This window comes from Microcoleus sp. AT8-A3, from assembly GCF_036705675.1.
In the GTDB taxonomy this organism is placed as follows: domain Bacteria; phylum Cyanobacteriota; class Cyanobacteriia; order Cyanobacteriales; family Microcoleaceae; genus Microcoleus.
This window is the reverse complement of sequence record NZ_JAUBVD010000031.1, coordinates 61,992-75,336: the sequence shown is the minus strand read 5'-3', so window position 1 is coordinate 75,336 and position 13,345 is coordinate 61,992. Positions and strand designations below refer to the sequence as shown.

Annotated in this window: 15 protein-coding genes; 8 read left to right on the top strand and 7 right to left on the bottom strand. The window is 46.0% G+C overall.

All coding sequences use genetic code 11. From position 1 onward, the window contains the following. Both QUB51_RS30440 and QUB51_RS18550 read right to left on the bottom strand, forming a co-directional pair. The coding region (locus QUB51_RS30440; protein ID WP_445299848.1) for an ATP-binding cassette domain-containing protein at nucleotides 1–3,116 on the bottom strand (3,116 nt) is incomplete at its 3' end. Nucleotides 3,117–3,923: 807 nt separating this feature from the next. After that, complete coding sequence (locus QUB51_RS18550; protein ID WP_332999805.1) at nucleotides 3,924–4,133, bottom strand: hypothetical protein; 210 nt, start codon at nucleotides 4,131–4,133, stop codon at nucleotides 3,924–3,926. 172 nt (nucleotides 4,134–4,305) lie between these two features. On the opposite strand from QUB51_RS18550, the gene QUB51_RS18545 reads away from it, so the two are divergent. Further along, nucleotides 4,306–4,503, top strand: a complete 198-nt coding sequence (locus tag QUB51_RS18545; RefSeq protein WP_332970604.1) for a helix-turn-helix transcriptional regulator — start codon at nucleotides 4,306–4,308, stop codon at nucleotides 4,501–4,503. Between the two features lie 73 nt (nucleotides 4,504–4,576). Here QUB51_RS18545 and QUB51_RS18540 read toward each other — a convergent pair whose 3' ends face one another. Beyond that, the gene (locus QUB51_RS18540) at nucleotides 4,577–5,224 is read right to left on the bottom strand and encodes a Uma2 family endonuclease (RefSeq protein WP_333210529.1); all 648 of its coding nucleotides are present in this window, start codon (nucleotides 5,222–5,224) and stop codon (nucleotides 4,577–4,579) included. Between the two features lie 113 nt (nucleotides 5,225–5,337). Continuing rightward, nucleotides 5,338–6,981: a WD40 domain-containing protein gene (locus tag QUB51_RS18535; protein WP_333233835.1), complete on the bottom strand. Its 1,644-nt coding sequence runs from the start codon at nucleotides 6,979–6,981 to the stop codon at nucleotides 5,338–5,340. Between the two features lie 196 nt (nucleotides 6,982–7,177). Here QUB51_RS18535 and QUB51_RS18530 point away from each other — a divergent pair, with 196 nt between their 5' ends. Further along, nucleotides 7,178–7,450: a DUF4160 domain-containing protein gene (locus QUB51_RS18530; RefSeq protein WP_333052736.1), complete on the top strand. Its 273-nt coding sequence runs from the start codon at nucleotides 7,178–7,180 to the stop codon at nucleotides 7,448–7,450. Next, nucleotides 7,440–7,892, top strand: a complete 453-nt coding sequence (locus QUB51_RS18525) for a DUF2442 domain-containing protein (RefSeq protein WP_333052737.1) — start codon at nucleotides 7,440–7,442, stop codon at nucleotides 7,890–7,892. The genes QUB51_RS18530 and QUB51_RS18525 overlap by 11 nt, the downstream gene beginning before the upstream one ends. A 76-nt stretch (nucleotides 7,893–7,968) precedes the next feature. Here QUB51_RS18525 and QUB51_RS18520 read toward each other — a convergent pair whose 3' ends face one another. After that, nucleotides 7,969–8,667 carry a pirin family protein gene (locus QUB51_RS18520; RefSeq protein WP_333052738.1) on the bottom strand — a complete coding sequence of 233 codons (699 nt, stop codon included), beginning with the start codon at nucleotides 8,665–8,667 and terminating at the stop codon, nucleotides 7,969–7,971. A gap of 215 nt (nucleotides 8,668–8,882) precedes the next feature. Next, nucleotides 8,883–9,119 (bottom strand): CDGSH iron-sulfur domain-containing protein, encoded by a 237-nt coding sequence (locus QUB51_RS18515; RefSeq protein WP_333052739.1) that lies wholly within the window; start codon nucleotides 9,117–9,119, stop codon nucleotides 8,883–8,885. A gap of 147 nt (nucleotides 9,120–9,266) precedes the next feature. Between QUB51_RS18515 and QUB51_RS18510 the strand changes: the two genes are divergently transcribed. Then, on the top strand, nucleotides 9,267–9,605 hold the full coding sequence (locus QUB51_RS18510; RefSeq protein WP_015177415.1) for a winged helix-turn-helix transcriptional regulator: 339 nt from the start codon (nucleotides 9,267–9,269) through the stop codon (nucleotides 9,603–9,605). 70 nt (nucleotides 9,606–9,675) lie between these two features. Continuing rightward, the gene (locus tag QUB51_RS18505; RefSeq protein WP_333052741.1) at nucleotides 9,676–10,074 is read left to right on the top strand and encodes a DUF4112 domain-containing protein; all 399 of its coding nucleotides are present in this window, start codon (nucleotides 9,676–9,678) and stop codon (nucleotides 10,072–10,074) included. 399 nt (nucleotides 10,075–10,473) lie between these two features. Here QUB51_RS18505 and QUB51_RS18500 read toward each other — a convergent pair whose 3' ends face one another. Then, entirely contained in the window at nucleotides 10,474–11,496 is a 1,023-nt protein-coding gene (locus QUB51_RS18500) for a beta-eliminating lyase-related protein (RefSeq protein WP_333262655.1), read from the bottom strand. Nucleotides 11,497–11,578: 82 nt separating this feature from the next. Between QUB51_RS18500 and QUB51_RS18495 the strand changes: the two genes are divergently transcribed. From QUB51_RS18495 to QUB51_RS18485, 3 genes are all read left to right on the top strand, one after another. Continuing rightward, on the top strand, nucleotides 11,579–11,791 hold the full coding sequence (locus QUB51_RS18495) for a DUF2997 domain-containing protein (RefSeq protein ID WP_333129970.1): 213 nt from the start codon (nucleotides 11,579–11,581) through the stop codon (nucleotides 11,789–11,791). Nucleotides 11,792–11,802: 11 nt separating this feature from the next. Beyond that, on the top strand, nucleotides 11,803–12,585 hold the full coding sequence (locus QUB51_RS18490) for an XRE family transcriptional regulator (RefSeq protein WP_333052744.1): 783 nt from the start codon (nucleotides 11,803–11,805) through the stop codon (nucleotides 12,583–12,585). A gap of 103 nt (nucleotides 12,586–12,688) precedes the next feature. Next, on the top strand, nucleotides 12,689–13,345 hold a 657-nt coding region (locus QUB51_RS18485; RefSeq protein WP_333262651.1), incomplete at its 3' end, for an Hsp70 family protein.

Sequence of the window (13,345 nt, the reverse complement as noted above, 5' to 3'; positions counted from 1 at the left end):
ATCGGTTCTGATTCTGGCTGAGAAAGTTCGATCGACTTTGGTGCATCTACAATCGGTTCTGATTCTGGCTGAGAAAGTTCGATCGACTTTGGTGCATCTACAATCGGTTCTGATTCTGGCTGAGAAAGTTCGATCGACTTTGGTGCATCTACAATCGGTTCTGATTCTGGCTGAGAAAGCTCGATCGACTTTGGTGCATCTACAATCGGTTCAGGTTCTGGCTGAGAAAGCTCGATCGACTTTGGTGCATCTAAAATCGGTTCTGATTCTGGCTGAGAAAGCTCGATCGACTCTACTGTTTCTACAATGAGTAGATTTTCGACTATCGGTTCTGACTGAGAAAGTTCGATCGACTCTTGTTTTTCTACAATTTCCAGAAAATCTGCCACTGGTTGCATTTCTGGTTCTAAATCGCTTATTTCCTCTGGTGTTTCTGCAACTGCTTGGGATTCTGGTTGAGAAGGTTGGCTCGACTCTACGGTTTCTACAATAAGTAGATTTTCGACAACCGGTTCTGGTTGAGAAGGTTGGCTCGACTCTACGGTTTCTACAATAAGTAGATTTTCGACAACCGGTTCTGGTTGAGGATGCTCGATCGACTCTACGGTTTCTACAACTTGCAGATTTTCGACTATCGGTTCTGGTTGAGAAGGTTGCCTCGACTCTACGGTTTCTACAACTGGTTCGGATTCTGGTTCATGATGCTCGATCGACTCTACGGTTTCTACAATAAGTAGATTTTCGACAACCGGTTCTGGTTGAGGATGCTCGATCGACTCTACGGTTTCTACAACTTGCAGATTTTCGACAACCGGTTCTGGTTGAGGATGCTCGATCGACTCTACGGTTTCTACAACTTGCAGATTTTCGACAACCGGTTCTGGTTGAGGATGCTCGATCGACTCTACTGTTTCTACAACTTGCAGATTTTCGACTATCGGTTCTGGTTCATGATGCTCTATCGACTCTACGGTTTCGACAACTGGTTCGGATTCTGGTTCATGATGCTCGATCAACTCTACGGTTTCTACAACTTGCAGATTTTCGACTATCGGTTCTGGTTGAGAATGCTCGATCGACTCTACGGTTTCTACAATAAGTAGATTTTCGACAACCGGTTCTGGTTGAGAAGGTTGGATCGACTCTACGGTTTCTACAACTTGCAGATTTTCGACAACCGGTTCTGGTTCATGATGCTCGATCGACTCTACGGTTTCTACAACTTGCAGATTTTCGACAACCGGTTCTGGTTGAGAAGGTTGGATCGACTCTACGGTTTCTACAATAAGTAGATTTTCGACTATCGGTTCTGGTTGAGAAGGTTGGATCGACTCTACGGTTTCTACAACTTGCAGATTTTCGACAACCGGTTCTGGTTCATGATGCTCGATCGACTCTACGGTTTCGACAACTGGTTCGGATTCTGGTTCATGATGCTCGATCGACTCTACTGTTTCTGAAACAACGGGCAGATTTTCGACTATCGGTTCTGGTTCATGATGCTCGATCGACTCTACGGTTTCTGAAACTTCTAGATTTTCGACAACTGGTGCTGGTGGAGAAGGTTCTATCGGGAGTTTCTCACTTTTATAAAAAACATTTTTTACAAAAGTGAGCATCCTGCTTGCTTGTTTAGATATCTGTAGCGAGTAAGATCCTCGGGTTTCTGTGACACCCAAACGGTGATGCTTCGCTTCACTCAAATCTACGGTTTCTGCAACTGGTTCAGATTCTGGTTGAGGATGTTCAATCAACTCTGCGGTTTCTGCAACTGATTCTAATTCTGGTGGAGAAAGTTCTATCAGCTCTACGGTTTCTGCAACTGATTCTAATTCTGGTGGAGAAAGTTCTATCGGCTCTACGGTTTCTGCAACTGATTCTAATTCTGGTGGAGAAAGTTCTATCGGCTCTACGGTTTCTGCAACCGGTTCCGATGCGGAATGAGAATCAGAAAGTAACTCTTCAGCTTCTGCAACTGGTTCCGATGCTGAATGAGAATCATAGAGAGACTCTGGTTTATTTGAAACGGGCAGATTGTCCGGGATGATCGTCGGTTGCGATTCAGATTGATGAGAATCGGCGATCGAGTTTTGAATTTCTGCTGCTTGTTGCAGATTTTGATCGACCTCCGGTTCGCTGTGAACCAGATTTTCTTCTGGTTTCTTTTCAGCCGCTGTCAGCCTTAAAAAGACATCTTCGAGAGTAGCGCGAGAGCGACGCATTTCGCACAGTCCAAATCCAGAGGCGACGATAGCTGTAGCAATTTCTCGTCCGGGTTCTCTTTCCGATTCGCACAATGCCCGCAGGCGGTAGCGATTCACTAAATATTGCTGGCTTGGAATCAATTCCACCGATCGAACTCCCGGCACATTTTCCAAAGAAGGCAACAGCAGACTGTTTACCAAATCCGCCTCCCCTTCCACTTCGAGTTCGTAACCCTCTCCGACAGCCAACTCTCCCATCAAATTTTCGGGACTACCCGCAGCGACGATTTTACCGCGATTGATGATGGTGACGCGGTTGCAAGTCATGCTGACTTCCGGCAGAATGTGCGTGGAAAGGATGATTGTGTGCTGGCCGCCAAGACTTTTGATTAAATTGCGGACTTCGATGATTTGTCGGGGGTCGAGGCCGACGGTTGGTTCGTCTAAGATAATGACCGGTGGATCGTGGACGATCGCCTGCGCGATACCGACGCGCTGGCGAAATCCTTTAGAAAGTTTGCGGATTAAAACTTTGCGTTTATCAACCAGGCCGCAGCGTTCGATCGCGGAGGTAACTCGTCGCGCGCGATCGCCCGCAGGCACTTGCTTAATCCGGGCGACAAAAAACAGAAACCCTTCCACAGTCATTTCTGGATACAGTGGCGGGTTTTCCGGCAGATAACCGATGCGCTGTCTGACTGCCATCGAGTTTTCGTGAACATCCATGCCGGCGATGCGGGCCGTACCGCTGGATGCCGGCAAATATCCCGACAAAATCCGCATGGTTGTGGTTTTACCAGCGCCGTTTGGCCCCAAAAAACCGAGAATTTCTCCTGATTCGACCGAGAAGGACACGTCCGCGATCGCTGCGGTCGAACCGTAAGTTTTGCTTAACTCATCTACTTCAATCATTTTCCAATACTTTCAGCCTCTAAGTACCTGATTTCTATCAACACTCTAGCAAAACAGCCATTTTAGAGGCTTTTTGGGCCTTGTTTTTGCCTGTTCACCTGTCCCAGTGTCCCTTATCCAGTAGTCACTTACAAGCGAGCTCTTCTATCAATCTTCTACCGACCCGTTAGCGGTATTTGCGATTAAGCAAGCGTGCCTCAGAACAAAACTGGGTTTTATGTTAATTGCTATTTTAGATTTTGGATTTTGGATTTAAGCAAAAAACCCGTTACCTCTAGCAGCGCTAACGGGTTGAGTAAAATAATTCATTTTCAAGTTTTGTCCTTACCGACACCACACTGTGTTTGCACGGGAACCTAGTGGCCGTAAATTCTCGTTACCCTTATCGATCACTTCTTTCCACCATGTCCTACCGTACCTATCCCGTAGGGAATCGCCGTAGTGCATTTTATCGAGCTGGTAGGCAGTAAAACCGCGCACTATCATACCCGACCGAGTGACTACCTCGCTCCAATAGGCGGGTTTTGTTGGCGACGGGGCAGGATCAGGAATCTGTTCGTTCTTCGACCACCCCTTCCCTTCCAACATCTAAAGATTGTCGGTTTTGGTCAGGGGTGGATCTCTTCACTCACGCGCATTCCTTCCGACGCTCACGCCCTGCGGTAGAGCGCGGGACTCCTGCTGTCTAGTTGAAGCAAAATGCTAGGTAGTAGGGTGCGGCGCGGGGAAATGATTAGCCGATGTACATCGAATCCCTACCAACCGACGCACCCTACCAGTAGGTTCTGTGCCTAACCAAACCCTCAACTAGCTGCCTTCGATGTTGTTAGGCGCTGTTTCTAGGTTGATATCGGCATTAAAAACAATCACAAATTGAGCCTTGGGGATTAACTGCCGGACGATCCGCAGATAGCCGTCAGCATCGGAATGCCTGAAAAAGTGGGCCACAGTGATTCGCTGCATATTGGGAAGCAGGCGAACAACCAACCACCTGTTAAGGCGCTGTTTGTAGGGCATAATTAAGTTTGTCTCCATTCAGTGTTGGAGCCAAAGCCAGTTCAATGCTTGTCTAGGGCGGGGACTGGCTTTTGACTTTTGTTAGACTTTGTGTCTATCTCTAGGTTAGGACACCAACTACATATAGTCAACTGAATAAATAGAATCAACTGAACTAAGTACGGGATAGATAATGACGCTGGGGCAAAAGCTAAGAGAAAGACGTGAAAGTCTAGGTTTGACTCGAATACAAGTGGCAAGAGCGTGTAATGTGGTGGAATCCACAGTAATCAACTGGGAAACCGACAGACACGTCCCCAAGCTATACCCAGCACAGATGAAAGCCCTGTGCGACTTATTGAAATTCTCGATCGAAGATTTAGTAGTGTAGCTTGGGGAGTTAAGATCGAGTAGGTTGGACAATCGCGCTTTTTTGCAGAGAGGGCGATCGCTTTCTATTTGGATTACTGCTGCTGAAATTGAGCCAACAACCAAGCCCCTACCTGTGCTTGATCTTCAGTGCGACTCCGCCGCAAAGCCTCTTCCAACACAGCAATAGTTAATCCCGGCAAAACTTCCGATCGCACAAGCCGCCGACTGCCATTATCAGCAATAATAGCAAAGGCAATAATTTGAGATTTCTGCACGTCTACTACCCAATATTCAGCAACTTTTAACTCTTCGTAAAGCAACCGTTTTTCACCAATATCATCAGCCAAAGTTGAGTCAGCAACTTCTATGACCAAATCTGGCGGTGGGGTAACGTCAAGACTTGCGATCGAACTTCCCCTCGGTGCTAATTGCGCTCTTTCTCCAATATAGTATGATACATCCGGTTGACACTCTCGCACTCCTGTTTTCCGGTAGCTACAGTTATCCAATCCGTTAAGAGAAATACCTTTGATAGTACAAAATAGGTTAATTGCGAAAAGTGCGATCGCATTATCTCGTGAATGATCAGGCCCTACTGACATAGTTTCAATCCTCATTTGTCCGTTGCGGTAATAGCATTTGGCTTTACTGTAAGCTGGGTCATCTGCCATCGCGATGAATTCTTCCCATGTCGCTACCACCCAGATATCAGTTGGCAATTTAGTCTTTAGTCCACTCATTTTTTTATCCCAAATATCTCGATCGTATAACACCACTCAATCAAATGCAAACCCTGTTCTCTCTACTCTTCCTCTGCGCCCTCTGCGCCCTCTGCGGTTAAATAAAAAAAATCTCAACTCCTTTTCCAAATCTTAATTTCCCCCAACCAACCCGCACTAACAATAGTCTTCCCATCGCTGCTAATAGCCACAGCACTAACATAGCCAGAATGCCCGCTCAAATTACCTCTCAAATCCCCCGATCGCACATCCCAAAGTCTCACACTCTTATCCCAACTCCCAGTAACCAGCGTAGTGCCATCCCGACTAAAAGCCACCGACCAAACCCCGTCAGTATGCCCGCTCAAACGCCGAATTAACAGCCCGTTGACCGCATTCCACAACCCAACAGTGCCATTGCTGTTTCCCGCAGCTAAACTTTTGCCGTCGGGAGTAAAAGCTAGCGACAAAACAGCCAAGTTTTTGCCGCTAATCGTGCGAATTGCTTGACCTGTAACTAAATTCCACAACCTAATTGAACCGTCTTTACCGCCACTAGCTAAAGTTTTGTTGTCAGGACTGATTGCAACAGCATTCACCAACCCAGAATGCCCACTCAAAGTCCGCAGCAACTCCCCCGTTTTCCCATTCCAAATCTTAATCGTTTTGTCCCAACTACCGCTGGCTACAAATTGACCATCAGGACTAACGGCAACGCTCGAAACAGCATTGGAATGTCCGCTTAAAGTGCGTACAACCGCGCCCGTTTCTAAATTCCAAATTTTCACAGTTTTGTCGTCACTGCCGCTAGCTAACACCTTGCCATCCGCACTCGCAGCCAGTGCGTTTACGGCTTCCGTGTGTCCTTGCAGGGTAGTTTTTAATTGCCCGCTGGGAAAATTCCAAACAGAGATTGTGCCGTTGCTATTTCCTGTAGTAAAATAAGCTGAAGCTAGGGCAAGGGAACTGACAACTTCCGAAGGCCCTTTGAGGGTATTTGTGGCAGCAAAGGCGATCGCACTTGCGGGCGTGCGGGGCGCATTATTCGCCGGAGTTTTCGGGTTTCCGGCAGTAGGAGATTGGGGAACTACTGGCAGGGAAATAGTCGATCGCCATTTCATGAAAGTATTAATTTCTATCCCCGCCGCCACGATTTTATCGGAGTTTTCCTCTAACCTAACAATGCCGTTAATTGCGACAACTCGCCCCGCGTCATCGAGCACCGGCCCCCCACTCATGCCCGCTCTCACTAAGTTGTTGTAGACCAAAGTATAGCCGTTCCAGGGAGTTTGGCGGCCGGTAAGCTGGCCTTCCGTGGCGAGGAAAATCGGCTGTCTCAGAGAACCGCCGGATATCGGCCAGCCCGCCACATAAGCCTTGTTTCCCTTAGTTGCTGCGGAATTAGCTAATTGAGCCAGGGGGTAGCTTTGAGTGCTGCTGAAGGGGACGATCGCCAAATCCGCACCGGGCATTCGCCGCACGAGGCTGTATGATACAGAGTGAGCTTTGCCGTCGGGAGTTACGACCTCGTAATCGCCAGCTTTATCGACAACGTGCCAGTTTGTGAGAATATAGTATGTGCTGCCCTGCTTCTCTAAAATTACTCCTGAACCGCCTTTTGGCCCCTGGATGCGAACAGTAATTTGTTGGGCAACGGTTTTAACTTTGTCGGCGGTTAATGCGAGGGCGATTTGAGGTGATGTGAGTGGGATGAGGGCGATCGAACTCAGGGCGATCGTAGCACTCAAAATAGCCGGAATTGTTCTGCTGTAATTCATTTTTTTTTTCAACTTAACATAAACTTCTTCAGTCCTCTTGAGAGGACTTCAGCTTTGAGCAAGGGACTTAAGTCCCTTGCGGACTGTAACCGCAGGTGCAAAATATCAATACTAAGGCATCTGCACTTGACAAAACCAAACGCTTGGGTTATTATATGTAATATATATAAAATTTTTTAAAATTAACGATAAAATTATGCCCAAAGTTATAGAAGACATCAAGAACAATTTATTTGTTTACATATATACTAACGACCATATCCCCGCTCATGTCCACGTCTTTAAAGGTAGAAAAAATGACGCTAACCAGATGGAACTCAAGATTAATATTGGCAGTGAGGAAGCACCTCCTACTTTAGTTTATGCTCACGATCTAATAAAGAATAAAGACATCGTGAATGCACTTAAACTTATAGCGACCAATCAAGAAATGCTGTTAAGTAAATGGGAGGAAATACATGGCATTTAAAAACTGGGACAAAGAATTAACCGAGGAAAATCTCCGAGAGCAAATAGCCAAAGCCAAAGAAGCATGGAAACAAGCCGAGGCGACAGAACCCCGCGCCGAATCCGTGCATTACAATCAGTCGGAAGATTTAATTGCGATCAAACTAAAAAACGGTGCTATTTTTTCTTTTCCGCCAAAGCTGGCACAAGGCTTAGAAGGTGCTTCACCAGAACAACTTGCTGATGTTTGGCTACCTCCTTCCGGTAGCAGCGTCCACTGGGAAAGCTTAGATGTTGATTTTGGTATTCCCGAACTTATCGCAGGTATTTTTGGGACAAAATCTTGGATGGCTGAATTAGGTAGAAAGGGAGGACAGGCAACTTCAAGCTCTAAATCAGCAGCAGCAAGGCAAAATGGTAAAAAAGGCGGGCGACCTAAAAAGAATATTTCTGTTAATTCTTGAAATCCATTTGATGTGTCAGATGCTAGGGAATTAAATCCCCGAATTCTTGGATAATTCGGGGATTTCGCATTCAATTTTATGCTAAATCAAACAGCAAAAATTCCGCATCTTCCGCCGCTTCAATCGCCAACTCAGACTCGCCACTAACCGCCGCAGCGTCGCCATTTTCCAAAGTCAAACCGTTCAGCAAAACCGAGCCGCGAGCAACTTGCACCCAAGCATGGCGATTCGGCTGCAAAGCATGAGAAACCCGCGAATCTTTATCCAAAACAGCCGCATACAAATCCACATCTTGATGCACTTTCACAGCACCATCTCTGGCATCTCGCGCCGCCACTAACCGCAGTTTTCCGTGCCTTTCTGCTAGGGGAAATTCGCGCTGCTCGTAACTCGGCTGCAAGCCTTTTGTATCGGGTAACAGCCAGATTTGCAGCAAATGAACCGGGTCTGTTTGCGAGTTATTGAACTCGCTGTGCTGGATACCCGTACCTGCACTCATCCGCTGCACTTCACCGGGTTTAATCACTGCACCAGTACCCAAACTATCCTTGTGTTCTAAGGCTCCTTCTAATACATAAGTAATGATTTCCATGTCGCTGTGTCCGTGAGTGCCGAAACCTCTGCCGGGGCTAACGACATCCTCATTAATTACCCGCAAAGAGCGAAAATTCATATAATTTGGATCGTAATAGCCGGCAAAAGAAAATGTGTGGTAACTGTCCAGCCAACCATGATTAGCGTGTCCTCTTGCTTCACTTTTTCTAACGGTAATCATCTTCTCCTCCTAATTTAAAAATCATGAAAATTGTGGTGTTTGTTTAGCAGCCCTGGACGTAGAAACCGGTTTCTTTTAGGATAGTAGTGCATCGCAGCTTTAATATCGGTGAAAAACCGGGTTTCTTTGGTATTGATGCCTAAGTCCTATTTAGTTGTCAAATGAAACCAAAAGCGGTTGATGCACGATTGGTTTCTCCTTGATTATTGCTGCCTTTAAAGTTTGCTATGAGCGCCGTCGCAAAATGGAGAATTTGCGGTAGACTTGCAGTTGCACATCGCCACAGTTTTTTTCTCAGTTACTTCAAAAGCTAGCGGCACAAATTCGCTACCTTTATGGGAACCGTCACAAAAAGGCTGATTCTTAGCTTGACCGCAGGTGCACCAGTAGTAAGTACCGGGTTCAAGTTCCATAACGGCGGGTTTGTTATCAGCAATCACAGGTTGGCTCATCGTGTTCTCCTTTTTGATTGATGCCAGATGCAGGAATATATTTATTGGTTTAGTTTGTTTGATTTCTGCGATGTTTCTACTTTAAACCGAGTCAAGCTATTATGGGAAGTACGCACTTAAAAGTAGGGTAGTTACCAAAAGGATACTATGCAAGTCCAAGAAGTAAAAGTCGATCGAGCAAATTGCCCTGTAGAACGCACTCTAGAGGTGATAGGCGGGCGCTGGAAAGTCTTGATTCTGCGGGAGTTGTTTCCAGGAGTGAAGCGCTTTAACGAGCTGCAACGAGCTGTCAACGGCATTACTCAGAAGATGCTGACGCAGCAACTGCGGGAAATGGAATCAGACGGGATCGTGCACCGGGAAATTTACCTGCAAGTGCCGCCAAAAGTTGAATATTCGCTAACGCCTTTGGGCGAAAGTCTCAAACCGATTATTAATGCCATGCACGAATGGGGAATTCAGCATATTAGCGAAGATGGAAAATGAGCGGTTTCTAGATGGTTTTTTCCGTCTTCCGACAGATTTCAAATTTTCCAGCTAGTTCAAGAATAATAATATGAACAACATAGAGCGTCTCGCCACCCTCAACCGCATCCGCAAACTCAGCCGCTTGATGGATACCGCCATTGGCATCCCCGGCACTAAATTTCGCATTGGTTTAGACCCCATTATCGGTTTAGTTCCGGGTGCTGGGGATATCGTAGATACCGCGTTTTCCGCCTACCTAATTTATTTAGCAACTCGATTCAATATTCCCCAAAAAACTCTAGGGAAAATGGTTTACAATATCGGTCTAGAAGCCGTAGTTGGTTCCGTACCTTTAGTCGGAGATATCTTCGATGCTTTTTATAAATCAAACATGAGAAATCTGGCGCTTTTAGAAGCACACCTCGAAGAATCTGAACCAGAACTAGCCGCAGTTGCAGAACCTATTCCTGAACCTATTAAATTGTAGGGCGGGTTTCACAAACAATAATTGTAAATAACCAAAAATCTCTCAAACCCGCCCCCACCCAACGAGAAATGCCGCGCCTATTTTTCGCATTAAAAATGTAGGGGCGGGTTCACCAACAATAATTGTAAATAACAAACAATCTCTCAAACCCGCCCCCACCCAACGAGAAATGCCGCGCCTATTTTTCGCATTAAAAATGTAGGGGCGGGTTCACCAACAATAATTGTAAATAACAAACAATCTCTCAAACCCGCCCCCACCCAACGAGAAATCCCCGCGCCTATTTTTGCATTTAATATAAATCAAGGTTGATGTGGATTATTTGTTAGGTGGGGGCGGGTTTCTTAGATTGTTCATAGCTGGCCGATATTATTCGTAAAACCCGCCCCTACATTTTAATCATTGATGTCGTTTAACCGCTTCCACGAAAGCAATAACATCCGCTTCCAAAGTATTAAAAGCCGTTACCAGTCTAACAGTACATTCATCCCACCGATAAAACAGAAAACCCTCAGCTAAAACCGCTGTAATTACCGATTCGGGAAGTTGAATAAAAATCTCGTTTGCTTCAACCCGATGGCAAAAATTCGCTCCCTCAACTCCCGCCAAACCTTGGGCTAATTTGGCGGCCATATTATTTGCATGAGCCGCATTCTTCAGCCACAAATCATCCGTTATATACGCTTCCAACTGTGCAGACAAAAACCGCATTTTCGAGAAAAGATGCCCGCTGCGCTTGCGGTAAAAAGGGAAAGTCTTTGCTAATTCTCGATTAAAAAAAACCACAGCTTCCGCAGCCATTGCGCCGTTTTTTGTCGCTCCAAACGAGAGAATATCCACACCGGCGCGCCAAGTGACATCAGCAGGAGAACAGCCAAGACTGGCGACAGCATTGGCAAAGCGAGATCCATCCATGTGCAGGTGCAAATTGCGATCGCGAACTACTTCCGAAATGTGGGAAATTTCTGCTGGATTGTAGACTGTGCCGGCTTCCGTTGCTTGAGTGATGCTGACGGCTGCAGGCTGTACGTGGTGGACGACACCTGCACCAGCGCGATCGAGCATTTTTCCTAAAGTCTCTGCCTCTATTTTACCATGATTTCCTGTTACTGTAACTAACTTGGCACCGCCTGTAAAAAACTCCGGCGCGCCGCATTCATCTACATTAATATGAGATGCCCCGTGACAGTAAACAGCGCCGTAAGGAGGAGTAACAACCGCCAGGGCTAGAGCATTAGCAGCAGAACCGGTTGCTACAGGAAAAACAGTCACCGATGTCTCGAACAAATCCGAAAATTTAACTTGCAAACGCTGTGTATATTCATCATCTCCGTAAGACATCACAGCACCGCAATTAGCCGCTGCAATCGCAGCCATAATCTCCGGCGAAACCCCGGTTGCATTGTCGCTACAAAAATTCATTAGAATAATTGGTAAATAGAATCTATAATATAACTCAACACTAAGCAGTCAACACTCAAGCATTAAACCAAGAGGCAGAATTATGGCAGAATACCGCCAAATAGAATACCGCATCGGCAAAGACGGCAAAATTACCGAAACCGTCCTCAACGCCACCGGTTCGAGTTGCACCGAAACCACCGCCGGAATTGAAAAAGCCCTCGGAAAAGTAGAATCTCAAGACTTGCTGCCAGAATACTACGAAGGCGAAGAAAATTTGGTCGTTGAACAAACCCAGACTTTAAAACAAGTTTAGAAGAGTTAAAGATGTTTGAGATCCTCGGTGCCACAGTTGATGTAACAACAGTGCCTGCCTTCAGCTTCGCGCTAGCTATCGGGGGCATTTTTCTAATTTTAGTCTACGTTTATGCTGCATCTGAGGCGGGAGATACGATCGAGTTTAAGTACGATACAATTCTGCGGGAACGCATGAATCAGCTAGACATTCTCGATTGGCAAGACTTAGGCGAAAAAGCAGGCTTAAGTCGCTTTGGGGTGCGCTTAGTGCGGCAGGGAGACGTAGGAAAACTCACGCTAGACCAACTGAGACGGTTGGCAACAGTGCTGAATTTGAATTTTCAAGAGTTCGATCGCACTTTGAGCGCGCTGCCAATGTCGGCTACAATCACAAATAATCCCAGCGAAATTGAAGAATTGAGGCAGCAGTGTTTCCGGCTGCGAGAAGAATTGCAGCAGCAAAAAGCTCAACTAACTGCCGATTTCCGCCGCGCTACCTTTGAACAGTTGCAAACTTTGTTAACCAACTATCCCGCCGCCCGCAAAATGGCTGAAGCCAAGCCGGATATGCCAGCCAAAAATCTCTCAGCTTTGTTTACTCCCTTAGAAAACCTGTTATCAAGCTGGGATTTTCAAACAATCGGTTCTGCTTGGGAACAAACTGCTTACAATCCGCAGTTGCACCAGCCGGATGTTGAGGATATAACCGAAGGAGAATTAGTTTATATTCGGTTTGTCGGCTATCGGGAGGGAGAGCAAATTCTTACTCCTGCTAAAGTTAGTCGTACCCTTCCAGCGGGAATGAAAAATTAAATCTAAAATCTAAAATCACTATGACTACACTTGCCAATGAAAAATAAAATCTAAAATCTAAAATCTAAAATCTAAAATCTAAAATCTAAAATCTAAAATCACCATGACTACAGTTGCCATTGACTTCGGTACCAGCAACACGGTTGTCTGCATTCTTAACCCGGATACGCAAACACCAGAAACTTTGAGATTGGGCGAGATGTCCCGCATTTTTAAAACGAATAATTCGGGCGGAGATGTTCGAGAAATCTCTGTAGTGCCGACTTTAGTATTTGTGAAAAATGCCGAAGAGTTGGTGCTGGGAGAAAAAGTGCGATCGCAGCGTTTGGGGCAATCCCAACCAGACCGTTTTTTCAAAGCTTTTAAACGCAATTTAGCCGCTGACTTTCAGCCCCCACCCCGTAATATCGACGGCGAAACCTACACATCCGAATCAGTAGCCGAACAGTTTATCACAAGTATTTGGAAACAATTATATTTACAAAATATACAGGCAGAAAAAGTAATCTTTACAGTACCAGTCGGAGCATTTGAGCGATATCTAGATTGGTTTCGCGACTTAGGAGAAAGTTTGGGAGTTGCGGAAGTTCAGGTAATAGATGAATCCACAGCCGCCGCCCTGGGATATGCAGTACAACGCCCCGGTTCTCTAGTTTTAGTAGTTGATTTTGGCGGCGGAACTTTAGATTTAAGTTTAGTTCGCACTGCTCTAACCCCCCCCTTACCCCCCCTTACTAAGGGGGAGAGAAATCTCGCTTCC

Bases quoted from the DNA above. Each gene is read 5' to 3' on its own strand.
- QUB51_RS18550 (WP_332999805.1), bottom strand. From the start codon at position 4,133: ATGCCCTACAAACAGCGCCTTAACAGGTGGTTGGTTGTTCGCCTGCTT.
- QUB51_RS18545 (WP_332970604.1), top strand. From the start codon at position 4,306: ATGACGCTGGGGCAAAAGCTAAGAGAAAGACGTGAAAGTCTAGGTTTG.
- QUB51_RS18540 (WP_333210529.1), bottom strand. From the start codon at position 5,224: ATGAGTGGACTAAAGACTAAATTGCCAACTGATATCTGGGTGGTAGCG.
- QUB51_RS18535 (WP_333233835.1), bottom strand. From the start codon at position 6,981: ATGAATTACAGCAGAACAATTCCGGCTATTTTGAGTGCTACGATCGCC.
- QUB51_RS18530 (WP_333052736.1), top strand. From the start codon at position 7,178: ATGCCCAAAGTTATAGAAGACATCAAGAACAATTTATTTGTTTACATA.
- QUB51_RS18525 (WP_333052737.1), top strand. From the start codon at position 7,440: ATGGCATTTAAAAACTGGGACAAAGAATTAACCGAGGAAAATCTCCGA.
- QUB51_RS18520 (WP_333052738.1), bottom strand. From the start codon at position 8,667: ATGATTACCGTTAGAAAAAGTGAAGCAAGAGGACACGCTAATCATGGT.
- QUB51_RS18515 (WP_333052739.1), bottom strand. From the start codon at position 9,119: ATGAGCCAACCTGTGATTGCTGATAACAAACCCGCCGTTATGGAACTT.
- QUB51_RS18510 (WP_015177415.1), top strand. From the start codon at position 9,267: ATGCAAGTCCAAGAAGTAAAAGTCGATCGAGCAAATTGCCCTGTAGAA.
- QUB51_RS18505 (WP_333052741.1), top strand. From the start codon at position 9,676: ATGAACAACATAGAGCGTCTCGCCACCCTCAACCGCATCCGCAAACTC.
- QUB51_RS18500 (WP_333262655.1), bottom strand. From the start codon at position 11,496: ATGAATTTTTGTAGCGACAATGCAACCGGGGTTTCGCCGGAGATTATG.
- QUB51_RS18495 (WP_333129970.1), top strand. From the start codon at position 11,579: ATGGCAGAATACCGCCAAATAGAATACCGCATCGGCAAAGACGGCAAA.
- QUB51_RS18490 (WP_333052744.1), top strand. From the start codon at position 11,803: ATGTTTGAGATCCTCGGTGCCACAGTTGATGTAACAACAGTGCCTGCC.